15 protein-coding genes are annotated in these 18,003 nt (G+C 72.5%); 6 read left to right on the top strand and 9 right to left on the bottom strand.

Annotation, left to right across the window (positions count from 1 at the left end; genetic code table 11):
• Positions 1-12 precede the first annotated feature (12 nt).
• Positions 13-720 carry a polysaccharide deacetylase family protein gene (locus BJ982_RS29110; protein WP_184885288.1) on the top strand — a complete coding sequence of 236 codons (708 nt, stop codon included), beginning with the start codon at positions 13-15 and terminating at the stop codon, positions 718-720.
• A gap of 281 nt (positions 721-1,001) precedes the next feature.
• On the opposite strand, the gene BJ982_RS29115 is transcribed toward BJ982_RS29110, so the two are convergent.
• Genes BJ982_RS29115 through BJ982_RS29135 form a run of 5 tightly spaced genes read right to left on the bottom strand, consistent with a single transcriptional unit; the run spans position 1,002 to position 6,815 of the window.
• Complete coding sequence (locus BJ982_RS29115) at positions 1,002-2,018, bottom strand: LacI family DNA-binding transcriptional regulator (protein WP_203959073.1); 1,017 nt, start codon at positions 2,016-2,018, stop codon at positions 1,002-1,004.
• A gap of 10 nt (positions 2,019-2,028) precedes the next feature.
• A complete protein-coding gene (locus BJ982_RS29120; protein ID WP_184885291.1) occupies positions 2,029-3,657 on the bottom strand; it encodes a glycoside hydrolase family 13 protein in 1,629 nt (542 codons plus the stop codon).
• A 48-nt stretch (positions 3,658-3,705) separates the two neighbouring features.
• Positions 3,706-4,554 (bottom strand): sugar ABC transporter permease, encoded by an 849-nt coding sequence (locus tag BJ982_RS29125; RefSeq protein WP_239122986.1) that lies wholly within the window; start codon positions 4,552-4,554, stop codon positions 3,706-3,708.
• Positions 4,551-5,519 (bottom strand): carbohydrate ABC transporter permease, encoded by a 969-nt coding sequence (locus BJ982_RS29130; RefSeq protein WP_184885293.1) that lies wholly within the window; start codon positions 5,517-5,519, stop codon positions 4,551-4,553. The genes BJ982_RS29125 and BJ982_RS29130 overlap by 4 nt, the downstream gene beginning before the upstream one ends.
• A 3-nt stretch (positions 5,520-5,522) precedes the next feature.
• Complete coding sequence (locus BJ982_RS29135) at positions 5,523-6,815, bottom strand: extracellular solute-binding protein (RefSeq protein ID WP_184885294.1); 1,293 nt, start codon at positions 6,813-6,815, stop codon at positions 5,523-5,525.
• Positions 6,816-7,227: 412 nt separating this feature from the next.
• Between BJ982_RS29135 and BJ982_RS29140 the strand changes: the two genes are divergently transcribed.
• Complete coding sequence (locus BJ982_RS29140; RefSeq protein WP_184885295.1) at positions 7,228-8,511, top strand: ABC transporter ATP-binding protein; 1,284 nt, start codon at positions 7,228-7,230, stop codon at positions 8,509-8,511.
• A gap of 14 nt (positions 8,512-8,525) precedes the next feature.
• Here the strand turns inward: BJ982_RS29140 and BJ982_RS29145 are convergent, their stop codons facing one another.
• Positions 8,526-9,155 (bottom strand): ACT domain-containing protein, encoded by a 630-nt coding sequence (locus tag BJ982_RS29145; RefSeq protein WP_184885296.1) that lies wholly within the window; start codon positions 9,153-9,155, stop codon positions 8,526-8,528.
• A gap of 153 nt (positions 9,156-9,308) precedes the next feature.
• Positions 9,309-10,607 carry a right-handed parallel beta-helix repeat-containing protein gene (locus tag BJ982_RS29150; protein ID WP_184885297.1) on the bottom strand — a complete coding sequence of 433 codons (1,299 nt, stop codon included), beginning with the start codon at positions 10,605-10,607 and terminating at the stop codon, positions 9,309-9,311.
• A 223-nt stretch (positions 10,608-10,830) separates the two neighbouring features.
• Between BJ982_RS29150 and BJ982_RS29155 the strand changes: the two genes are divergently transcribed.
• The 4 genes from BJ982_RS29155 (at position 10,831) to BJ982_RS29170 (ending at position 16,778) form a co-directional block, all read left to right on the top strand.
• Complete coding sequence (locus BJ982_RS29155) at positions 10,831-12,183, top strand: sensor histidine kinase (protein WP_184885299.1); 1,353 nt, start codon at positions 10,831-10,833, stop codon at positions 12,181-12,183.
• Positions 12,184-12,415: 232 nt separating this feature from the next.
• Positions 12,416-14,476, top strand: coding sequence for an N-acetylneuraminate synthase family protein (locus BJ982_RS29160; protein WP_184885301.1), 2,061 nt, complete (start codon positions 12,416-12,418; stop codon positions 14,474-14,476).
• 69 nt (positions 14,477-14,545) lie between these two features.
• Positions 14,546-15,490, top strand: coding sequence for a glycosyltransferase family 2 protein (locus BJ982_RS29165; protein WP_184885303.1), 945 nt, complete (start codon positions 14,546-14,548; stop codon positions 15,488-15,490).
• A 19-nt stretch (positions 15,491-15,509) separates the two neighbouring features.
• Positions 15,510-16,778, top strand: a complete 1,269-nt coding sequence (locus tag BJ982_RS29170) for a polysialyltransferase family glycosyltransferase (RefSeq protein ID WP_184885305.1) — start codon at positions 15,510-15,512, stop codon at positions 16,776-16,778.
• A 68-nt stretch (positions 16,779-16,846) separates the two neighbouring features.
• On the opposite strand, the gene BJ982_RS29175 is transcribed toward BJ982_RS29170, so the two are convergent.
• The gene (locus BJ982_RS29175) at positions 16,847-17,272 is read right to left on the bottom strand and encodes a DUF4267 domain-containing protein (protein ID WP_184885307.1); all 426 of its coding nucleotides are present in this window, start codon (positions 17,270-17,272) and stop codon (positions 16,847-16,849) included.
• Positions 17,273-17,351: 79 nt separating this feature from the next.
• A complete protein-coding gene (locus tag BJ982_RS29180; RefSeq protein WP_184885309.1) occupies positions 17,352-17,993 on the bottom strand; it encodes a hemerythrin domain-containing protein in 642 nt (213 codons plus the stop codon).
• Positions 17,994-18,003: the final 10 nt, after the last annotated feature.

Raw genomic sequence — 18,003 nt, forward strand, 5'->3', positions numbered from 1 at the left:
CAATATGGCACCATGCCAAGATCAAAGCTGTGCTGCGCCTTACGCGCCGCACTGGCCGCCCTCATCCCGGTAGCGCTCATCGGCGCGCTGACCGGCCCCGCGCACGCGTCGGTCTCTCAGTCGTCGGCCGCCTGGCCCGAGCCCGTTCCGGTCGTCTCCCACATTGAGACCACCGACCCGGTCGTGTTCGTCACCATCGACGACGGCTGGAACCACGATCCGGCCGCCGCGAAGCTGCTCCTCGACCGCCGGGTGCCCGCCTCGCTGTTTCTGCTGCCGGGTGCGTACTCCTACGATGACGTCTACTTCCGCACCCTGCTCAACCATGGACCTGTCCGAGTCGAGAATCACAGCGTCAACCACCCCGACCTGTCCACGCTCGACGCCGCCGGGCAGCGGGCGGAGATCTGCGGGGCACGCGACCAGCATCTCGCCAAGTTCGGCGACAGCCCGCGCCTGCTGCGTCCCCCGTACGGGGCGTACTCGGAGACCACCCGGACCGCCGCTCGCGCCTGCGGCGCGGAAGCCCTGGTCATGTGGACGTACGACTTCACCACCTGGGGAACGGACCCCGTTCCGGTTCCCCGCCTGAAGGCCGGCGACATCATCCTGCTGCACTTCAACGGGACCGTGGCGGAGGACCTGCGAAGGGTCCTGGACGCGGCGAACGCGGCCGGGCTGAAGCCCGCCCCACTGCGGGAGTACATCGGCAGACGGTGATGCCGGCATGGAGGGTGAGTTCCGCAGCGAACCCGGCGGCGCCCTCGTGTACCGGGCTGTGGCGAGAAGCCGGCCCGAGATCGGCGGCAGTCACCTTGACCATGGCACGTACGACCGGTTCGCCCTCGCGGCTCATCGTCTCGCGCTGACCCCGGCCTCGGGAGCACGAGGGCGGGCCCTCGTTCGGGGGGCGAAGGGGGGGCGGTAGCCCCCGGGGAAACACAGCCAGAGGCGAGGACCGTTTCCGGGGGCGGCGCCGGCTTCCCTACCGCCGTGGGAGTTCAGCGGGGGGCGGGGGCGGTGGAGCGGCGGACTATCAGTTCGGGTTGGAAGATGAGTTCCAGGTTTTTGGGTGGGGCGCCGGCTATGCCCTCTAGCAATGTTTGGACGGCGGCGACGGCCATGGGGCCGATGGGCTTGCGGATGGTGGTCAACGGTGGGTCGGTGAAGGGGATCAGGGGGCTGTCGTCGAAGCCGACGACCGAGACGTCGCCGGGTACGGACAGGCCGCGGTCGCGGGCCGCGCGGATCGCGCCGAGGGCCATGAGGTCGCTGGCGCACACGATGGCGGTGCAGCCGTCGTCGATCAGGGCGGACGCGGCGGCCTGCCCGCCTTCGACGGAGAACAGGGAGTGCCGGACGAACGGCTCGCAGTCGGCGACGCCGAGCAGGTCGGCCATGACCCTGGCGAAGCCCTCGATCTTCCGGATGACGGGCACGAAACGCCGCTGACCTACGGCGAGGCCGATGCGCTCGTGGCCGAGGTCGACCAGGTGGCGGACGGCGAGGCGGGCCGCGAGCCGGTCGTCGGGCGAGATGAACGGCGCCTCGATGTGCTCGCTGTAGCCGTCGATGAGGACGATGGGCAGCCCGCGGTCGGTGAGCCGGGTGTAACGGTCCATCCGGGAGGTGGTGTCGGCGTGCAGGCCGGAGACGAAGACGATGCCACTGACGTCGCGTTCGAGCAGCAGCTCGGTGAACTCGTCCTCGGGGGCGCCGCCGGGGCTCTGGGTGCACAGCACGGGGGTGTAGCCGTGCTGGGTGAGCGACCGCTCGATGGCCTGGGCGAACGCGGGGAAGATGGGGTTGTCCAGCTCGGGGGTGACCAGGCCGACGAGGCCGTTGCTGCGCTGGCGCAGGCGCTGCGGGCGTTCGTACCCCATCAGGTCCAGCGCGGTGAGGACGAGCCGGCGGGTGTTCGCCGACACCCCGGACCTGCCGTTCAACACCCGGCTGACGGTGGCCTCGCTGACGCCCGCCTGGGCCGCGATGTCGGCGAGCCGGGCATTACCGTTCATGAACGTTACTTTACGCATCGCCGGGCGCCCACCACGCGCAGGAGTCGGGCGGCAGCCGGACGACGCCGCCTTCCTCCATGGGCGCGGTGGCGAGCAGAAGCCGGCCGGGGCGGGGCAGCGCGACGGGGGCGGGGCCGGTGTTGACGGTGCACAGGAAGCCGTCGCCCCGGGAGAAGACCAGGGTGCCAGGGGGCGAGGCGTGCCAGGTGAGATGGCCGTCCCCGAGGGCGGGGTGCTCGCGCCGCAGCCGCAGGGCGGCCCGGTACAGCGACAGGGTGGAGCCGGGGTCGGCGAGCTGGGACTCGACGGTGAGGGGGCCCCAGGTGGCGGGGACGGGCAGCCAGGTGACGGTGATGCCGGGCGGGCTGAACCCGAACGGCGGCTCGGCGTGGGCCCAGGGCATGGGGACGCGGCAGCCGTCGCGGCCGTCGCCGGGGGCGCGCAGCCGCTGCGGGTCCTGGCAGACCTCCTCGGGCAGGTCGAGCACCTCGGGGAGGCCGAGCTCCTCGCCCTGGTAGAGGTAGGCGGAGCCGGGCAGGGCGAGCATCAGCAGCGCCGCCGCGCGTGCCCTGCGCAGGCCGAGGTCGCCGTCCCCGTAGCGGGTGACGTGCCGCTTGACGTCGTGGTTGGACAGCACCCACGTGCTCGGCGCGCCGACGAGGGCGGCGCCGGCCAGCGACTCGTCGATGACGGCGCGCAGCGCCGCCGCGTCCCACGGGGTCTTCAGGTAGTGGAAGTTGAACGCCTGGTGCAGCTCGTCGGGCCGGACGTAGAGGGCGAGGCGCTCCTGGGTGGGCGCCCACGCCTCGGCGACGCCGATGCGCTCCCCGTCGTAGGAGTCGAGGAGGCGGCGCCAGCGGCGGTGGATCTCGTGGACGCCGTCCTGGTCGAAGTAGGGCAGCACGGCGGTGCCGAGCATCTCGGTCTGCCCGGTCACGCCGATGTCGGGCAGCCCAGGGGCCTTGACCATGCCGTGGGCGACGTCGACGCGGAAGCCGTCCACGCCGAGGTCCAGCCAGAAGCGCATGATCGCCTCGAACTCGGCGTGGACCTCGGGGTGGTCCCAGTTGAGGTCGGGCTGTTCGGCGGCGAACAGGTGCAGGTACCACTCGCCGTCGGGCAGCCGCGTCCAGGCGGGTCCGCCGAAGACCGACTCCCAGTCGTTGGGCGGCAGCTCCCCGTCCCGGCCGCGGCCGGGACGGAAGACGTAACGGTCCCGCGCGGGGGCGCCGGGGCCGGCCCGGAGCGCCTCCTGGAACCAGGCGTGCCGGTCGGAGGTGTGGTTGGGCACGACGTCGAGGATGATCCGCAGGCCGTGCCGGTGGGCGTCCTCGATGAGGGCGCGGGCGTCGGCGAGCGTGCCGAAGACCGGGTCGACGTCGCGGTAGTCGGCGACGTCGTACCCGAAGTCGGCCATCGGCGAGGTGTAGAACGGCGTGAGCCAGACGGCGTCCACGCCGAGCCCGGCCAGGTAGCCGAGCCGGCCGCGCACCCCGAGCAGGTCGCCGATCCCGTCGCCGTCGCCGTCGGCGAAGCTGCGGACGTAGACCTGGTAGATCACCGCGTCGCGCCACCAGCGGGTGGCCGCGCGGGCCTCGCGGACCGCTCCGGTCAGGGCGTCGGTCGCGGCGTCGGTCATGGGATCCCCCGATCGGCGGGTACGGCTGGGACGGTCACCACCGGCGTATCACGCCTTGGTGGCGCCGGCGGTGAGGCCGGTGACGAGGTGGCGTTGCACGAGGAGGAACACCACGGCGGCGGGCACGGCGATCAGCACCGAGGACGCGGTGAGCAGACCCCACTCGGCCTTGTGCTGGCCGACGAACTGCCCGAGCCCGACGGCGAGAGTGTACTTGTCGTCGCCGGTCATGAACGCGGTCGCGTACGCCACCTCCGCCCACGCGGTGATGAAGGAGTAGAACGCGGCGACGGCGAGGCCGGGCTTGGACAGCGGCAGGATCAGCCGCCAGAACGTGCCGAACGGCGTGAGCCCGTCCACCCGCCCCGCCTCGTCGATCTCGACGGGGACGGTGTCGAAGTAGCCCTTCATCATCCACGCGCAGAAGGGGACGGTGGTGGTGAGGTAGGCGATGACCAGCCCGGGGAACTGGTTGATCAGCCCGAGCGCGGCCAGCAGGTTGTAGATCGGCACGATCAGGGTGGCCACGGGGAACATCTGCGTGACCAGCAGCATCCACATGATCGAGCGGAAGCCGGGGAAGCGGAAGCGGCTGACGGCGTACCCGGTGGTGGCCGCGAGCAGCACGCCGAGCACGGTGGTCAGCGCCGCGACGAACAGCGAGTTGACCAGCCAGCGCGGGAAGGCGGTGTCGCCGAGCACCTGGGCGTAGTTGGCCAGGGTGGGGTCGCGGAACAGTTCCACCCGGCTGGACTGCCAGGCGTCGCGCGGCTTGAGGGAGGTCAGCACGAGCCAGGCGACGGGGAAGACCGCCACGACGCTCGCCACGACCAGCGTGGCGTGCAGGGCCAGAGACGCGCCGAGCCTCCGCGCGCCCCGGCGACCCACCGCGCTCACCACGCCTCCCCTCGGGTGCGCAGGGCCCGCCGGTAGACGACGGCCATGACGACGAGCAGCGCGAGGATCAGCACGCCCCACGCCGCCGAGCCCGAATAGTCGCGGATGCCCTCGAACGCCTGCCGGTAGGCGTAGGTGACCAGGATCTCGCTGGAGCCTCCCGGGCCGCCCCGGGTGACCAGGTAGATGACGGGGAACTGGTTGAAGGTCCAGATCGTGCCGAGCAGCACCACCGTGCCGGCGACCGGCCGCAGTCCGGGCAGGGTGATGTGCCGGAAGCGCCGCCACGGGGTCGCGCCGTCGACCTCGGCCGCCTCGTACAGCTCGCGCGGGATGGCCTGCAGGCCGCCCAGCAGGGCGAGCATCATGAACGGCACGCCGAGCCACACGTTGACCGCGATCACCGACACCTTGGCCCAGAGCGGGTCGTCCAGCCAGTCGATCCCGCCGAGCCCGGCGGCGCGCAGCATGGCGTTGACGACGCCGAACTCGCCGTTGAGCAGGTACCGCCAGATGAACGCCGACACGAACGCCGGGACGGCCCACGGCAGCACGAGCAGCACGCGGTAGAGCGAGCGCAGCCGCAGCGGCCGGTTCAGGAGCATCGCCAGGCCCAGGCCGAGGCCGTAGTGCAGGGCGACGCACACCACCGTCCAGGTGACGGTCCAGCCGAGCCGGGTCAGGAACTCGGCGGAGGTGACGATGCCGGCGTAGTTGGACAGGCCGACGAACTCGTAGGTCGAGGGGATGGTGTTCATCCCGATCGTCCGGCCCATGGTGGCCTCGGTCGCGTCGGTGAGGGACAGGTAGACCCCGCGCGCCAGGGGGTAGCCGACGAGGACCAGCGTGACGATCACGACGGGCGCGCACATGGCCCACGCGTACCAGTGCCGGGCTCCGGCGCGGGGGCGGCGGCCACGGGCGCGGGGGCCCGGGGCCGCCGTGTCAACGACCTGGGTCGTCATGGGTCAGAGGCTCCAGCCCTTGAGCAGCCCCTGGTACGCCTTGGCGACGTCGCCCAGCATCGGTCCGGCGGGCCGCTGCCCGGCGGCGAGCTTCTGGTAGCCCTCCAGCAGCGGCTGGAAGAGCTGGCCGCCCTCGGGGATCCAGGGACGCTCGACCGCGGCGGCCATCGGCTCCCGCCACTTGGCGATCATCGGGTTGGCCTGCGCCTCGGGCATGGTGTAGGCGGGGCGGCGAGTGGGCAGCAGGCCGAGCTTCCCGGCGATCTTCGCCTGGGTCTCGGCGGAGGCCATGTACCGGACGAACAGGTAGGAGGCGTCCAGGTCGCCGGAGCCCGCGTAGACGGCGTAGTCGTGGCCGCCGGTCGGGGACCCGGCCTTCGCCGACCCGGCGGGGACGGGCGCGACCCCGAAGTCGTCCGGGTCGTCCTTGAAGACGGCGCCGCCGAGGTTGTCGGTGTTCGACCACGGGCCGTTGAAGATCATCGCGACCTTGCCTTCCTTGAAGGCGGTCTCGGCGTTGGTGTAGCTGTCCTGGATGGCGGGCTTGGCCGCCGCGCCGGAGGCGATCAGGTCCTCGACGACCTTGACCCCCGCCACCGACGGGGGCGCGGCGACGGTGATCTTCTTGCCGGCGACGTCCAGCAGGTCGCCGCCCTCGCCGTAGATGAACGGCAGCAGGAAGTAGGCGTCGACGTTGAGCGCGAGACCGTCGGCGCCGGCCTTGGACTTCACGTCCAGGGCGGTCTGTTTGAGCTCGGCGAACGTCTTCGGCGGGGCGTCGTGCCCGGCCTTCTTCAGCAGCTCCTTGTTGTAGAGGAGGCCGAGGGTGTCGGTGACCTGCGGGACGGCGTACGTCTTGCCGGCGTACTTCCCGCTGCCGGCCGGGCTCGGGAGGAACTCCTCGGGCTTGTCGAGCGCCGGGGTGCCGTCCAGGGGCGCCAGGTAGCCGAGGGAGGCGAACTCGGCCACCCAGCCGACCTCGGCGCGCAGCACGTCGGGGGCGCCGGAGCCGCTCTGCGCGGCGGTCTTGAACTTGTTCTGCGCGTCGGCGAAGGGGACGTTGACGTAATCGACCTTGATCTTCGGGTACTTCGCCGTGAAGTCCTTGATCACTTCCTGGAAGACCGGCGCCTCGTTGGTGGCGTCGGAGGTGTCCCACCACGTCACCTGGCCGGAGACGGCGGCGGGGTCGGAGGCCGGTGCGGCCGTCCGCCGGGGGGATTCCTCGCCGCCGCAGGCGGAGACCGCCAGCGCGAGCGCCGCGGCGACCGCCGCGGCCGAGATGCCTCGCCGCATGTTCGTGCACTCTCCTCGCTCAGCTTCATCGCTCAGTGGATCGGCGCACACCGCCCTGCTTCCCCCGAGGGGACGGCATCACCGGGGTAGGCGGAACGTAACAGTCGTGTGAACGACTCTGAAAGACCTTTCGGAAACTTTCTGCAAACTCTGTCAGGTACCGGCCGGGCGCGCCATTAGATGCTCCGAGCGAGCGGCCCGCGACCCGTTTCGCGCACGCGGTCATGACGACGGTCGTCCGGGACGTTTGCGCCTGTCCTGACCTCGACGACGCGGCGACGGTCAAGTAACCGGCGGATGAGCGTTTTCTCACCCCATGTATGGACACAGCGCCCCACGACGCGATGTACTACCTCATCAATCACAATGACGGCTGGGATCCGGGCGTGACGCCCGGGAGGAACGAGTGACGATGAGTACCGTCGTTCTCGACAGCGTGACTAAGGTGTACCCGGGGGGGCATCTCGCGGTCGATCGAATGAGCCTGCGTGCGGAAGAGGGGGAGCTTCTCGTCCTACTCGGGCCATCCGGCTGTGGCAAGTCGACGCTGTTGCGCATGATCGCCGGCCTTGAGGAGATCACCTCCGGCGACCTCTATCTCGACGGACGGCACGCCAACGACCTGATCCCACGGGACCGCGACGTCGCGATGGTCTTCCAGAACGGCGCGCTGTACCCGCACAGGACCGTACGCCGCAACCTCTCGTTCCCGCTGGAGATCGCCAAGGCCGACCCCGCGCTCGTCAGGGAGCGGGTGGTCGAGCTCTCCCGCGCGCTGCACATCGACGAGACGCTCGACCGCCGCCCTGGAACGCTCTCCGGCGGCCAGCGGCAGCGGGTGGCCATGGGCAGGGCCATCGTGCGCCAGCCGTCGCTGTTCCTGATGGACGAGCCGCTGTCGAACCTCGACGCCGGCATGCGCACCGAGCTGCGCATGGAGATCTCCTCGCTCGTGCGCGCCCTCGGCGTGACGACGATCTACGTGACGCACGACCAGGTCGAGGCGCTGACGCTGGCCGACCGCATCGCGATCATGAACCGCGGCGTGCTGCAGGACGTCGGCACCCCCGGCCAGATCTACAACGACCCGGCGACGGCCTTCGTGGCCTCGTTCCTCAGCTCGCAGCAGCTCAACCTGCTCTCGGCCACCGTGCGGACCCCGCAGAACCAGTACATCATGCTGGACTTCGGCCTCCACCAGATCACGATGCCGTGGACCGACCCGCGCGCCTACGCGGTCTCGCAGCACACCGGCAGCCAGATCATCGTCGGGATCCGCCCGGACGGCCTGACGCCGATCGGTGAGGGTGTGGACGGCCCCTTCTTCAGCGGGCGGGTCAGGACGCTGGAGTACCACGGCCACGAGTGGCTGGCCTACCTGGAGGTCGGCATCCCCGCGGTGCCCGCGCCGGAGCCGCCGCACCGCCAGAACGTGCACGCCAACGGCGACGGCAACGGCACCGCGGGCGGTGGCAAGATCCGCTCGATGATGCGTCGCCTGATGGCCACCGGCGACGAGCGCCCCGATCAGGAGATCGCCGTGGGCAGCGGCCACCACCGCAGGGCCGACCTGGTCGTGCGGCTCGGCGCCCGCCCGGCCTGGCGGGCCGGAGAGCACGGCAGGGTGGCCGTGGACCTCAGCAGGCTGATGCTGTTCACCGTGGAGGGCAACAGGATCGACCCGCCCCGCCGCTGAGCGCCGGGCGCGGCTCAGGCCACGGTGCGGTCGGCGTCCGTGGCCGCGAGCAGCGAGACGATCTCCACGAGGCGGACGATCTTGTCCACCTCGACCTGGTGGAAGGCGGGTCCCTGGGCGCGGGCCACCACCAGGTGCAGGCCCGCGGCGTGCACGGGCAGGCTCACCAGGTGGAGCGGTCCCTCGCTGAAGGCGGAGGGCCGCAGCGGCGTGAGCTCGGGCATCGCGGCCACGCCCGGCGCCTGCCAGCTTCCGTGCACCACCGCGCCGGTGCGGGAGTCCACCGCGACCGCCCACTCGGCGCCGACCAGGTCGGGGGCGGCGTCCACCAGCGTGACGAAGGCCCTGCCGGTGTCGGAGGCGACGTGGCCGAGCAGGTCGTAGTCGGGGCTCACGCCGGGCGACTCGCGCGTCGGCCACACGCCCTCGATGCGCACGCCGGGCACGACCGCGAGGCGCTCGCGCAGTTCGCCGGCGGCGGACCCGCCCTGCCAGGACAGCGTGAAGTCGTCCACCGCCCGGCCGCCCTCCCGCTCCAGGACCGTGACCTGGAGGATGTCCGCCCCGAGTACGCCGAAGGCCCGGGCCACCTGCCCGAGCACGCCCGGACGGTCGGGCAGCGAGACTCGTACCCGTAGCATCATCGTGACCACCTCTGTTCGCGCCGTGCCGCCATGAGGGAGCCGCCCCGCGTACGGGCCGACCTGGTATTTCTTTCATCTACTGCACCACGCCACACAGCATGCCGAACCGAGGTTTCGCGGATGTTCCACGAAAATGTCCGAAATAATGCGAAATCAGTATTGATAGGCGCCTGAGTCTGGATTCTTCAGCGGGATGCGCCGCCCCGCCGCGTCGTACGCCAGCGCCGCGCCGCCGTACCAGGAGGGCCCGATCGGCACTCCCCTGCCGATGGCCGGCGATCCCGGCCGCAGCCGCAGGTCGTCGTGGCCCCGGAAACGCGGGTCGGCGCGCACCGAGCGGGCGCCGGGGGTGAACCGGCCGCGCCTGCCGTCGTAGACGCCGCCCGCGTCGTCGGCGCCCGAGCCGTCCTCGAAGCCCACGAGCCCGCCGACCTTGACGACGTTGTTGCGCAGCCTGAGGATCTTCGCCGAGCAGCCGTCGGCGCACGAGACGCCGATCGTGTGCCGTCCCGGCAGGTAGACCGAGTTCCCCGCGGCCAGAGTGCCGGTGACCGGCCCGACGCCGTGCCCCCGGCCGCGCGTGATGAGGAACGATCCACGATCGTGGGAGGACGTCACCACGTTGGTCGCGAAGACGTTGTCCCGGGCGGTGCCGCCGGGCTCGTGGCCGAGCTCGGTGAAGGTCTCGTTGTCGCGGGCGACGTTGCGGGCGACGAGGTTGCGGTCGCCGCCGTAGATCTCCACGGCGGCGCCGTCGTAGACGTAGTCGTGGCTCGGCGCGTAGCTGCCGGTGATCACGTTGCCGATCACCCGGTTGTCGTCGCCGTTCAGCAGCACCCCGAACGCGCCGGAGTCGTTGTCGGGCACGTCGTCGTTGACGCTCATGCGGTTGTTCTCGGCGATGCGGCTGTCGCGGATCAGGTTGTGCGCGCCGCTCTCGGTCACCCACACCCCCGCCACGTTGTGGTCGGCGAGGACGTCCCCCAGGGCGTTGTGGCGTCCCTCGACGCGGAACCCGGCCCAGCCGCACGCGGTGGCCCGCAGGCCCGACACCCGCCAGCGCGCGCCGGCGAGCACCACGCACGCCTCCTCGCCGCCGCTGATCACCGGCCGCGGCCCCTCGCCGTAGGAGCCGGCCGTGATGGGCCGCGCGGCGGTGCCCTCGCCCGACAGCGTCAGCGTGCCCTTCCACCGGCCGCCGCGCCGGAACAGCAGCGCGTCGCCGGGCCGCAGCCGGGCCCGGCCCGCCCGCTCCAGCGACCGCCACGCCTTGCCCGGCGTGGTGCCCGCGGCCTCGTCGTCGCCCTCGCGGGCGTCCACGTAGAAGATCCGCGCCGCCCCCGCCCCGGCTCCCGCTGCGGCGGCCTGCCCGGAGGGGACCGCCGCGGGGGCGGCGAGCAGCACGAGGGCAAGCGGGGACGGCAGGAACGCCCGGCGGAGGAACCGCGCCATGTGACCACACCCAGTAATCGATCGCTGCCGCACACCGTAGCGGCCATGGGGCCCCGGCGGGAGACCTCGGTCCGCCGGGGACCGGAATCGTGATCCGGCACGCGGGACGGTAGGCCGCGCCCGCGGCCGGGCAGGAGCGCGGCCGGAGGAGTTTGCCATGCCTTGGACACCTCTTTCCCGCCGCGCGGATCTCGGCGGAGATACGCGCCGTTAGCCTTTGCCAATGTCCCTCCGCCGGGCCGCCGTCTGGCCTCGATCGATCCGGGGGCGGGTCACCCTTCTCGCCCTGGGCGTGGCCGGCCTCTTCCTGATCCCTCTGGCGGTCGCGGCCGACACGGTCATCAGGCACGCCGTGGCCACGTCGCTGGCGCGGGAGACAAGGGAGGCCGCCTCCCGCGCCGCCTCGGCCGTCCGCGCCTCGACGCTGCGCAACCCCATCTCCCCCGTGCCCGAGGGCGCCGACCTGATCCAGGTGATCGGGCCGGGCGGCCACGTGCTCGCGGCCAGCGACGGCGCGGACCTGGACCCGATCAGCACCACGCGCCCGGCCGGGCGCCGCCGCGTCGCGCAGTTCACCGCCTGCCCCGGCGCCGCCGCCCGCTGCTACGAGGTCACCGCGATGGTCACCGGAGCCACCCCGGGGGCGCCGCTGGTGTACGCGGCCAAGCGGGCGCCGCTGCTGGTCTCCACCCCCGCCCTGGAGGCCGCCATCGGCCTGCAGACCGCGGCCCTCGCCGCGCTGGTCGGCTGGGTGGCCTGGAAGGCGTCCGACCGGGGGCTGCGCACGATCGACAACATCAAGGCCGAGCTGGCGCACATCACCGTGAGCGACCTGTCGCGGCGCGTCGCCGAGCCGCGCGGCGACACCGAGATCGCCCGGCTCGCCAGGACCGTCAACACCACGCTGGCGCGCCTGGAGAACTCGGTGGAGCAGCAGCGCAGGTTCGCCGCCGACGCCTCCCACGAGCTGCGCACGCCGATCGCCGGGCTGCGCGCCCAACTGGAGGAGGCGCGGCTGCACCCCGAGCACACCGACCTGGCCGTCCTCGTGGACGGCGCGCTGCGCGACACCGACCGCCTGCAGAACATCATCACCGACCTGCTGTTCATGGCCAGGCTCGGCTCGGGAGGCCCGGCGGCGCAGGAGCGGGTGGACCTGGCCCGGCTGGCGGCGGAGGAGGCCGAGCGGCGGCGCGGGCGCGTGCCGGTGGAGACCGACGCGCGGGAGGAGGTGACCGTGCTCGGCGTCAGCACGCACCTGTCCCGCGTGATCGGCAACCTGCTGGACAACGCCCAGCGGCACGCCGACGCGCTGGTCAGGGTCGAGGTGCGCGCCCGCGACGGCACCGCCGTCCTCACCGTCACCAACGACGGCGACCGCATCCCCGAGGCCGACCGCGAGCGCGTCTTCCAGCGGTTCGCCCGGCTCGACGACTCCCGCAGCAGGGACCGCGGCGGCACCGGGCTGGGCCTGGCCATCGCCCGCGACGTCGCCATCGCCCACGGCGGGACGCTGCACGCCGAGGACGTCCCCGAGGGCACCAGGTTCGTGCTGCGGCTTCCGACCGCCGGGTGAACGCGCGCGCCTCCGGGTGAACGCCGGCGGGTGCGGGTGAACCCGCGCCGACCAGGGGATGACTCCCGCGTGACCGCAGTTCATACGGCCCCCAAGAGTTAACAGGAGTGACGTCAGGCGTTCAGCTCTGGCACCCCCTTCCGGGCAGTACCGATGGTTAGCGTGCTCGACATCCTCAGGCGCCCTCCCCCGTTCCGGCGGGCGCCGCCGCGTCGCACACCAAGGAGTCATCTTGCGAGTCCTGGCCGTCGTCCCCGCCCGCGGAGGTTCTGCGGGCGTCCCGCTCAAGAACCTGGCCAAGGTGGGCGGCACGCCCCTGGTCGCCCGCGCGGTGGCCTCCTGCGCGGCGGCCGGGCTCATCGACGAGGTCGTCGTCAGCACCGACCACGAGGGCATCGCCGCCGCCGCCGAGGCCGCGGGCGCCCGGGTCGTCCGCCGCCCCGAGGAGCTGAGCGGCGCGACCGCCTCCAGCGAGTCGGCCGTGCTGCACGCCCTCGACCAGCTCGGCGCCGACCCCGAGGTGGTCGTCCTGGTGCAGTGCACCAGCGCGTTCATCGACCCCGCCGACCTCGACGCCGCGGTGTCCAAGGTGCTGGACGGCGCCGCCGACGTGGTCTTCTCCGGCCTGCGGACCCACGAGTTCGTCTGGGCGCTCCACGACGGCGCGGCCCGGGGCGTCAACCACGACCCCGCCCACCGTCCCCGCCGCCAGGACCGCGAGCCCGACTTCCGCGAGACCGGCGCCTTCTACGCCATCCGCGCCGCCGGGCTGCGCGAGCACGGCCACCGCTTCTTCGGCGCCGTCGCCGTCCAGCCCGTGCCGCCCCTCACCGCGGTCGAGGTGGACACCCCCGCGGACCTGGAGATCGTGCGGGCGCTCGCGCCGCTGGCCGACCGTCCCGTGCCGATCGACGTCGACGCCGTGATCACCGACTTCGACGGCGTCCACACCGACGACTCGGTCCAGATCGACCAGGACGGCCACGAGACCGTCACCGTCAGCCGCGCCGACGGCCACGGGATCTCCCTGCTCCGGCGCGCCGGGGTCAAGGTGCTGATCCTGTCCACCGAGCGGAACCCGGTCGTGACGGCCCGCGCCCGCAAGCTCGGCGTCCCCGTGCTGCAGGGCCTGGCCTCCAAGCACACCGCGCTCAGCGAGTGGCTGCGCGTGGAGGGCCTGGACCCGGCCCGCGTCGCCTACCTGGGCAACGACCTCAACGACCTCGGCTGCATGGACCTGGTGGGCTGGCCGGTCACCGTGGCGGAGGCCGGCCCGCGCGTGCGGTCCGCGGCCCGGGCCGTGCTGACCCGGCCGGGCGGCGCCGGGGCCGTCCGCGAGCTGGCCGACCGGGTGCTGCAGGCCCGGCCGGTCCCCGAGCAGCCGGCCGCCGCGGCGTCCCGCGCCACGCTGCGGGCCAAGGGCGCGCCGGTCCGCATCGGCGACTCCCTGGTCGGTCCCGGTCAGCCCGTGTACTTCATCGGCGAGATCGGCATCAACCACAACGGCGACCTGGACATCGCGCGCCGTCTGATCGACGTGGCCGCCGACGCCGGGTGCCAGGCCGTGAAGTTCCAGAAGCGCACCCCCGAGATCGCCGTCCCCCCGCACCAGCGCGACCAGATCCGGCAGACGCCGTGGGGCGAGATGACCTACCTGGAGTACAAGCACCGGGTGGAGTTCGGCCTCGACGAGTACACCCAGATCGCCAAGTACTGCGCCGAGCGCGGCCTGGACTGGTTCGCCTCGCCCTGGGACGTCCCCTCGGTGGACTTCCTGGAGGAGCTGGACGTCGTCTGCCACAAGGTGGCCTCGGCCAGCGTGACCGACCGCGAGCTGCTGCGCCGCCTCGCCGCCACCGGCAAGCCCGTCATCCTGTCGACCGGCATGTCCACGCTGGAGGAGATCGACGCCGCCGTGGACGTCCTCGGCACCTCCAAGCTGGTGATCATGCACGCGACCTCCACCTACCCGCTGCCTCCCGAGGAGGCCAACCTGCGCACGATCCTCACGCTGCAGGACAGGTACGGCGTCCCGGTCGGCTACTCCGGGCACGAGCGGGGCCTGCAGATCTCGCTGGCCGCCGTCACCCTCGGCGCGGTGACCGTGGAGCGCCACATCACGCTGGACCGCACGATGTGGGGCTCCGACCACGCCGCGTCGCTGGAGCCGAGCGGCCTGGAGCACCTGGTCCGCGACATCCGCATCATCGAGTCGGCCCTCGGCGACGGGGTCAAGCGGGTGTTCCCCGGCGAGGAGGCCCCGAAGTCGCGCCTCCGCCGCGTCACCGCCTGACCCCCGCGCCACAGTCCCCTCCCGCAGGACCAGGAGAACCCCCGCAGTGACGCACGCCGAGGACCGCCCGTGATCACGCTGTCCGTCGTGGTTCCCGTACGGGACGCGGAGCCGTACATCGCCGACGCGCTCACCTCGCTCCGGCTCAACGCCCGGCCCGACTTCGAGTTCATCGTCGTCGACGACGGCTCGGTGGACGCGACCCCCCGGATCATCGACGACTTCCGCGCCGAACTGCCCGGGCTGACAGTCCTGCGCAACGCCACCGCCGTGGGACTGGCCGACGCCCGCAACCACGGCCTGTCCCTCGCCTCCGGCCGGTACGTCACCTTCCTCGACGGCGACGACTGGCTGGGGCGGGGGTACCTGGCCCGGCTCGTGGCGGCCATCGAGGGGCTCGGCTGCGACTTCGTCCGGGTGGACCACGTCCAGGTGGAGGGGCGCAAGCGCGTCGTGCACCGCGCGCCGGAGGCGCGGCGCGGCGTGGTGCTGAAGCCGCGCGACCGCATCCTGCCGGCCGGGGCCAAGACCATGGTCGACTACCCCTACGCCTGGGCGGGCGTCTACCGGCGCGAGCTCGGCGACCTGCTCACCTTCCCCGGCCACCTGCACACCGCCGAGGACCGGCCCTGGATCTGGCGGCTGCACCGCGAGGCCAGGTCCTTCGCGGTGGTCTCGCTGGCCGGGGTGTTCTACCGGCGGCTCGTGTCCACGTCGCTGACCCAGATCGGCGACGAGCGCCAGCTGCACTTCTTCACGGCGTTCGAGCTGGTCTTCGAGCAGGTCGAGAACGAGCCCGACCTGCTGCCCAAGGCCGTGCGCACCTTCTGCGCCCTGCTCGCGCACCACCTGGAGCTGAGCGAGCGCTTCTCCCCCGACCTGCTGGCCCGCTTCACGGCCCGCGCGCGGGAGGTCCTCGCCACGCTGCCGCCGGGGATGGTGGACGGGACGGGCATGGAACCCGAGCGCGCCGAGCTGCTGCGACCGCTGCTACCCCCCACGCATCGCGGATGACCCCAAGGAGCGCCCCGTCGTGACCCAGGTCTTCTACAGCTCCACGCTCTTCGGGGCGATGACGCTCGCCGCCGCGATGGACGCCGGGAGGTTCGGCGGCCACGACGGCCGCCGGATCCTGCTGGTGTCCAACAACGCCGCGATCCCCGAGGTCACCCCGTCGCTGGACGAGGCGCCCGGCTTCGCGGCGCTGCGGTCCCGGTTCGACGAGGTCCGCTCGTGGAACGAGATCATCGCGCCGCTGCACCCGTCGGACTGGAAGGCGCGCGTCATCGAGGTGCCGATGCTGTCGCGCCTGATCACCGCGGCGCTGCGGCTGGAGGACGGCCCGGCCGAGCTGGTCGTGGAGTCGGTGGCCGTGCCGCCCGCCCGCACGGTGGCGGCCCTGGTCCGCGACTGCCCGATGACCGTCTACTCCGACGGCCTGATGAGCTACGGGCCGACGCGCGACCCGCTGCCGCAGGAGATCTCCGGCCGGATCTCCCGCCTGCTGCACCTGGATCTGGTCCCCGAGCTGACCCCGCTGCTGCTGCGGGAGGTCGGCGTCGAGCCCGACCCGCTGCCGGACGCCGCGTTCCTCGGCGTGCTGGAGCGCATGCCCCTCCCCGAGGGCCTGTCCGGCCGCGCGGTGATCCTCGGCCAGTACCTGTCGGCCCTGGACATCGTCACGGCCGAGGAGGAGGCCGGGCTGCACGCCGCGATGCTGCGGGGGCTCGCGGCGCGCGGGATCACCGACGTGCTGTTCAAGCCGCACCCGGCGGCGGGCCGCCGCCACGGCCAGGAGATGCGCGAGGCCGCCGACGGGCTCGGCGTGAAGCTGACGGTGGCGGGCGAGACCGTGCCGGCCGAGCTGTGCTTCCTGGCGGCGCGCCCCGAGCTGGTGGTCGGCTGCTTCTCCACGGCGCTGATGACGGCCCGCCGCCTGTTCGGGATTCCCGTCGCGACGATGGGCTGCGATCTGGTGCTGCGGCGGCTGACGCCGTACGAGAACAGCAACCGGGTGCCCGTCACGATCGTGGACGCCACCGTGCCGCGGCTGGACGAGGACGGCTCCCTCTCCGACCCGCCCCCGGTGGACCTGCCGGCGCTGGTCCAGGCGGTCGGCTTCTGCATGCAGAGCGAGCACTACCCGGAGCTGCGCGAGGTCGCCGCGAGCTACATCGCGGCCAACGGCGCGCAGGCACGCTACTTCAAGAACCGCCGCCTGGCCTCGGTGGGGCTGGCCCCCGCGGTCCCGTCCCAGAAGCGCTCGGCCCTCGGCCGGCTGCGCCGCGTCCTGTCGCGCTGACGCGGCGCTCGCCCGGGCCGCTGGGATGTGATCGACGGGATCAAACGCCGGCACGCGCCAAGGTGGCGTCAGGCGGGCCGCGGGGCGGGTGTCACCGGAGCGGCCGCGACCTCGCGGGTTTCGCGCATCATCAGCAGGCCGTTGGCCACCATCAGCGTCGCGGTCAGGCCGTGGACGCCGAGCGCGGTGGCCACGGAGCCGTGGTGGGCCAGCACGGTGGTCATGTCTCCGTACGCGGCGAGGGCCTCCACCAGCAGCACCCAGCCCAGCGCCCGGCGGTGGCCCGTCACCAGCAGGATGCCCAGGACCAGGGCCAGGACGACGTCGCGGATTCCCTTGACGATCAGGAAGCCGCCGCCGTCGCCGGGCGGCCGGCTCGGCAGGCCGAAGCCCGGCGCCGTCGTCTCCGGGCTCAGAATGAACTCCACCCCGAACCAGAGGATGAAGAGGATGAAGGCGGTGGCCAGGACGGTGTTGATCTTCTTCAGCGACATGGTCCTTCTCCCTGCGAAGTCTGTGTGCGCTTGGTGAGCTTCGTGGAGCCGGGTGGGCTCGTGAGTCCTGTGGGTCTGGTCAGGCGGCGCGGACGCGCCTGATGTGGCGGGCGTAGCGGGGGCGGCCGATGATGTGCCAGATGCCGCGTACCGGAGCGGGAAGGGCGGACAGGAGCGTGGCGCGCTCGGCCGGGTTCGCGTCCTCCAGGACGAGGCCGAAGAGGGTGAGCAGGGTGAGCTTGGGCGTGTTGGCCACCAGGTGGTCGCCCAGGGAGGCCCATTCCTTTTCGGTGATGTGCTGGGCCGCGAGCGGAAGGAGAGTGGCCTCCTCGTCGTCGAGGTGTTCGAGAAGCACGGCCCGGTGGTCGGCCAGGGCGGCCACGAGCGTGTCGCGCTCTTCCGCCCCGGCGGCGGCCTCCCACGCGGGGACCGCTACGTCCAGCCTGGTCAGCGTGGCCGCGACGCGCTCGTGCTGGGCCTCCATGCGCAGCACGATGTCGGCCTGCAGATCGACCCGGGACAGCAGCGGCGGCCACAGCAGCTCGTCCTCGCCCTCGTGGTGGTTCCTCAGTCCCAGCCGGTAGTCGCGGAAGTGGTCGGCGATCACCTTGGCGCGAGCGGTGTCACCCGGGGCGACCGCCGTGACGAGCTCCATCAGCAGCCGCGACTCGCGACGGAAGGCGCGGTGGACGATCTCCATGTCCTGGGTGTCGACGCTCATTTCGTTCCTG

The organism is Sphaerisporangium siamense (assembly GCF_014205275.1).
GTDB lineage: Bacteria > Actinomycetota > Actinomycetes > Streptosporangiales > Streptosporangiaceae > Sphaerisporangium > Sphaerisporangium siamense.

Coding starts and splice junctions, on each gene's coding strand:
- BJ982_RS29110 (WP_184885288.1), top strand. CDS start 13: ATGCCAAGATCAAAGCTGTGCTGCGCCTTACGCGCCGCACTGGCCGCC.
- BJ982_RS29115 (WP_203959073.1), bottom strand. CDS start 2,018: ATGAACGGTAATGCCCGGCTCGCCGACATCGCGGCCCAGGCGGGCGTC.
- BJ982_RS29120 (WP_184885291.1), bottom strand. CDS start 3,657: ATGACCGACGCCGCGACCGACGCCCTGACCGGAGCGGTCCGCGAGGCC.
- BJ982_RS29130 (WP_184885293.1), bottom strand. CDS start 5,519: ATGACGACCCAGGTCGTTGACACGGCGGCCCCGGGCCCCCGCGCCCGT.
- BJ982_RS29135 (WP_184885294.1), bottom strand. CDS start 6,815: ATGCGGCGAGGCATCTCGGCCGCGGCGGTCGCCGCGGCGCTCGCGCTG.
- BJ982_RS29140 (WP_184885295.1), top strand. CDS start 7,228: ATGAGTACCGTCGTTCTCGACAGCGTGACTAAGGTGTACCCGGGGGGG.
- BJ982_RS29145 (WP_184885296.1), bottom strand. CDS start 9,155: ATGATGCTACGGGTACGAGTCTCGCTGCCCGACCGTCCGGGCGTGCTC.
- BJ982_RS29150 (WP_184885297.1), bottom strand. CDS start 10,607: ATGGCGCGGTTCCTCCGCCGGGCGTTCCTGCCGTCCCCGCTTGCCCTC.
- BJ982_RS29155 (WP_184885299.1), top strand. CDS start 10,831: ATGTCCCTCCGCCGGGCCGCCGTCTGGCCTCGATCGATCCGGGGGCGG.
- BJ982_RS29175 (WP_184885307.1), bottom strand. CDS start 17,272: ATGTCGCTGAAGAAGATCAACACCGTCCTGGCCACCGCCTTCATCCTC.
- BJ982_RS29180 (WP_184885309.1), bottom strand. CDS start 17,993: ATGAGCGTCGACACCCAGGACATGGAGATCGTCCACCGCGCCTTCCGT.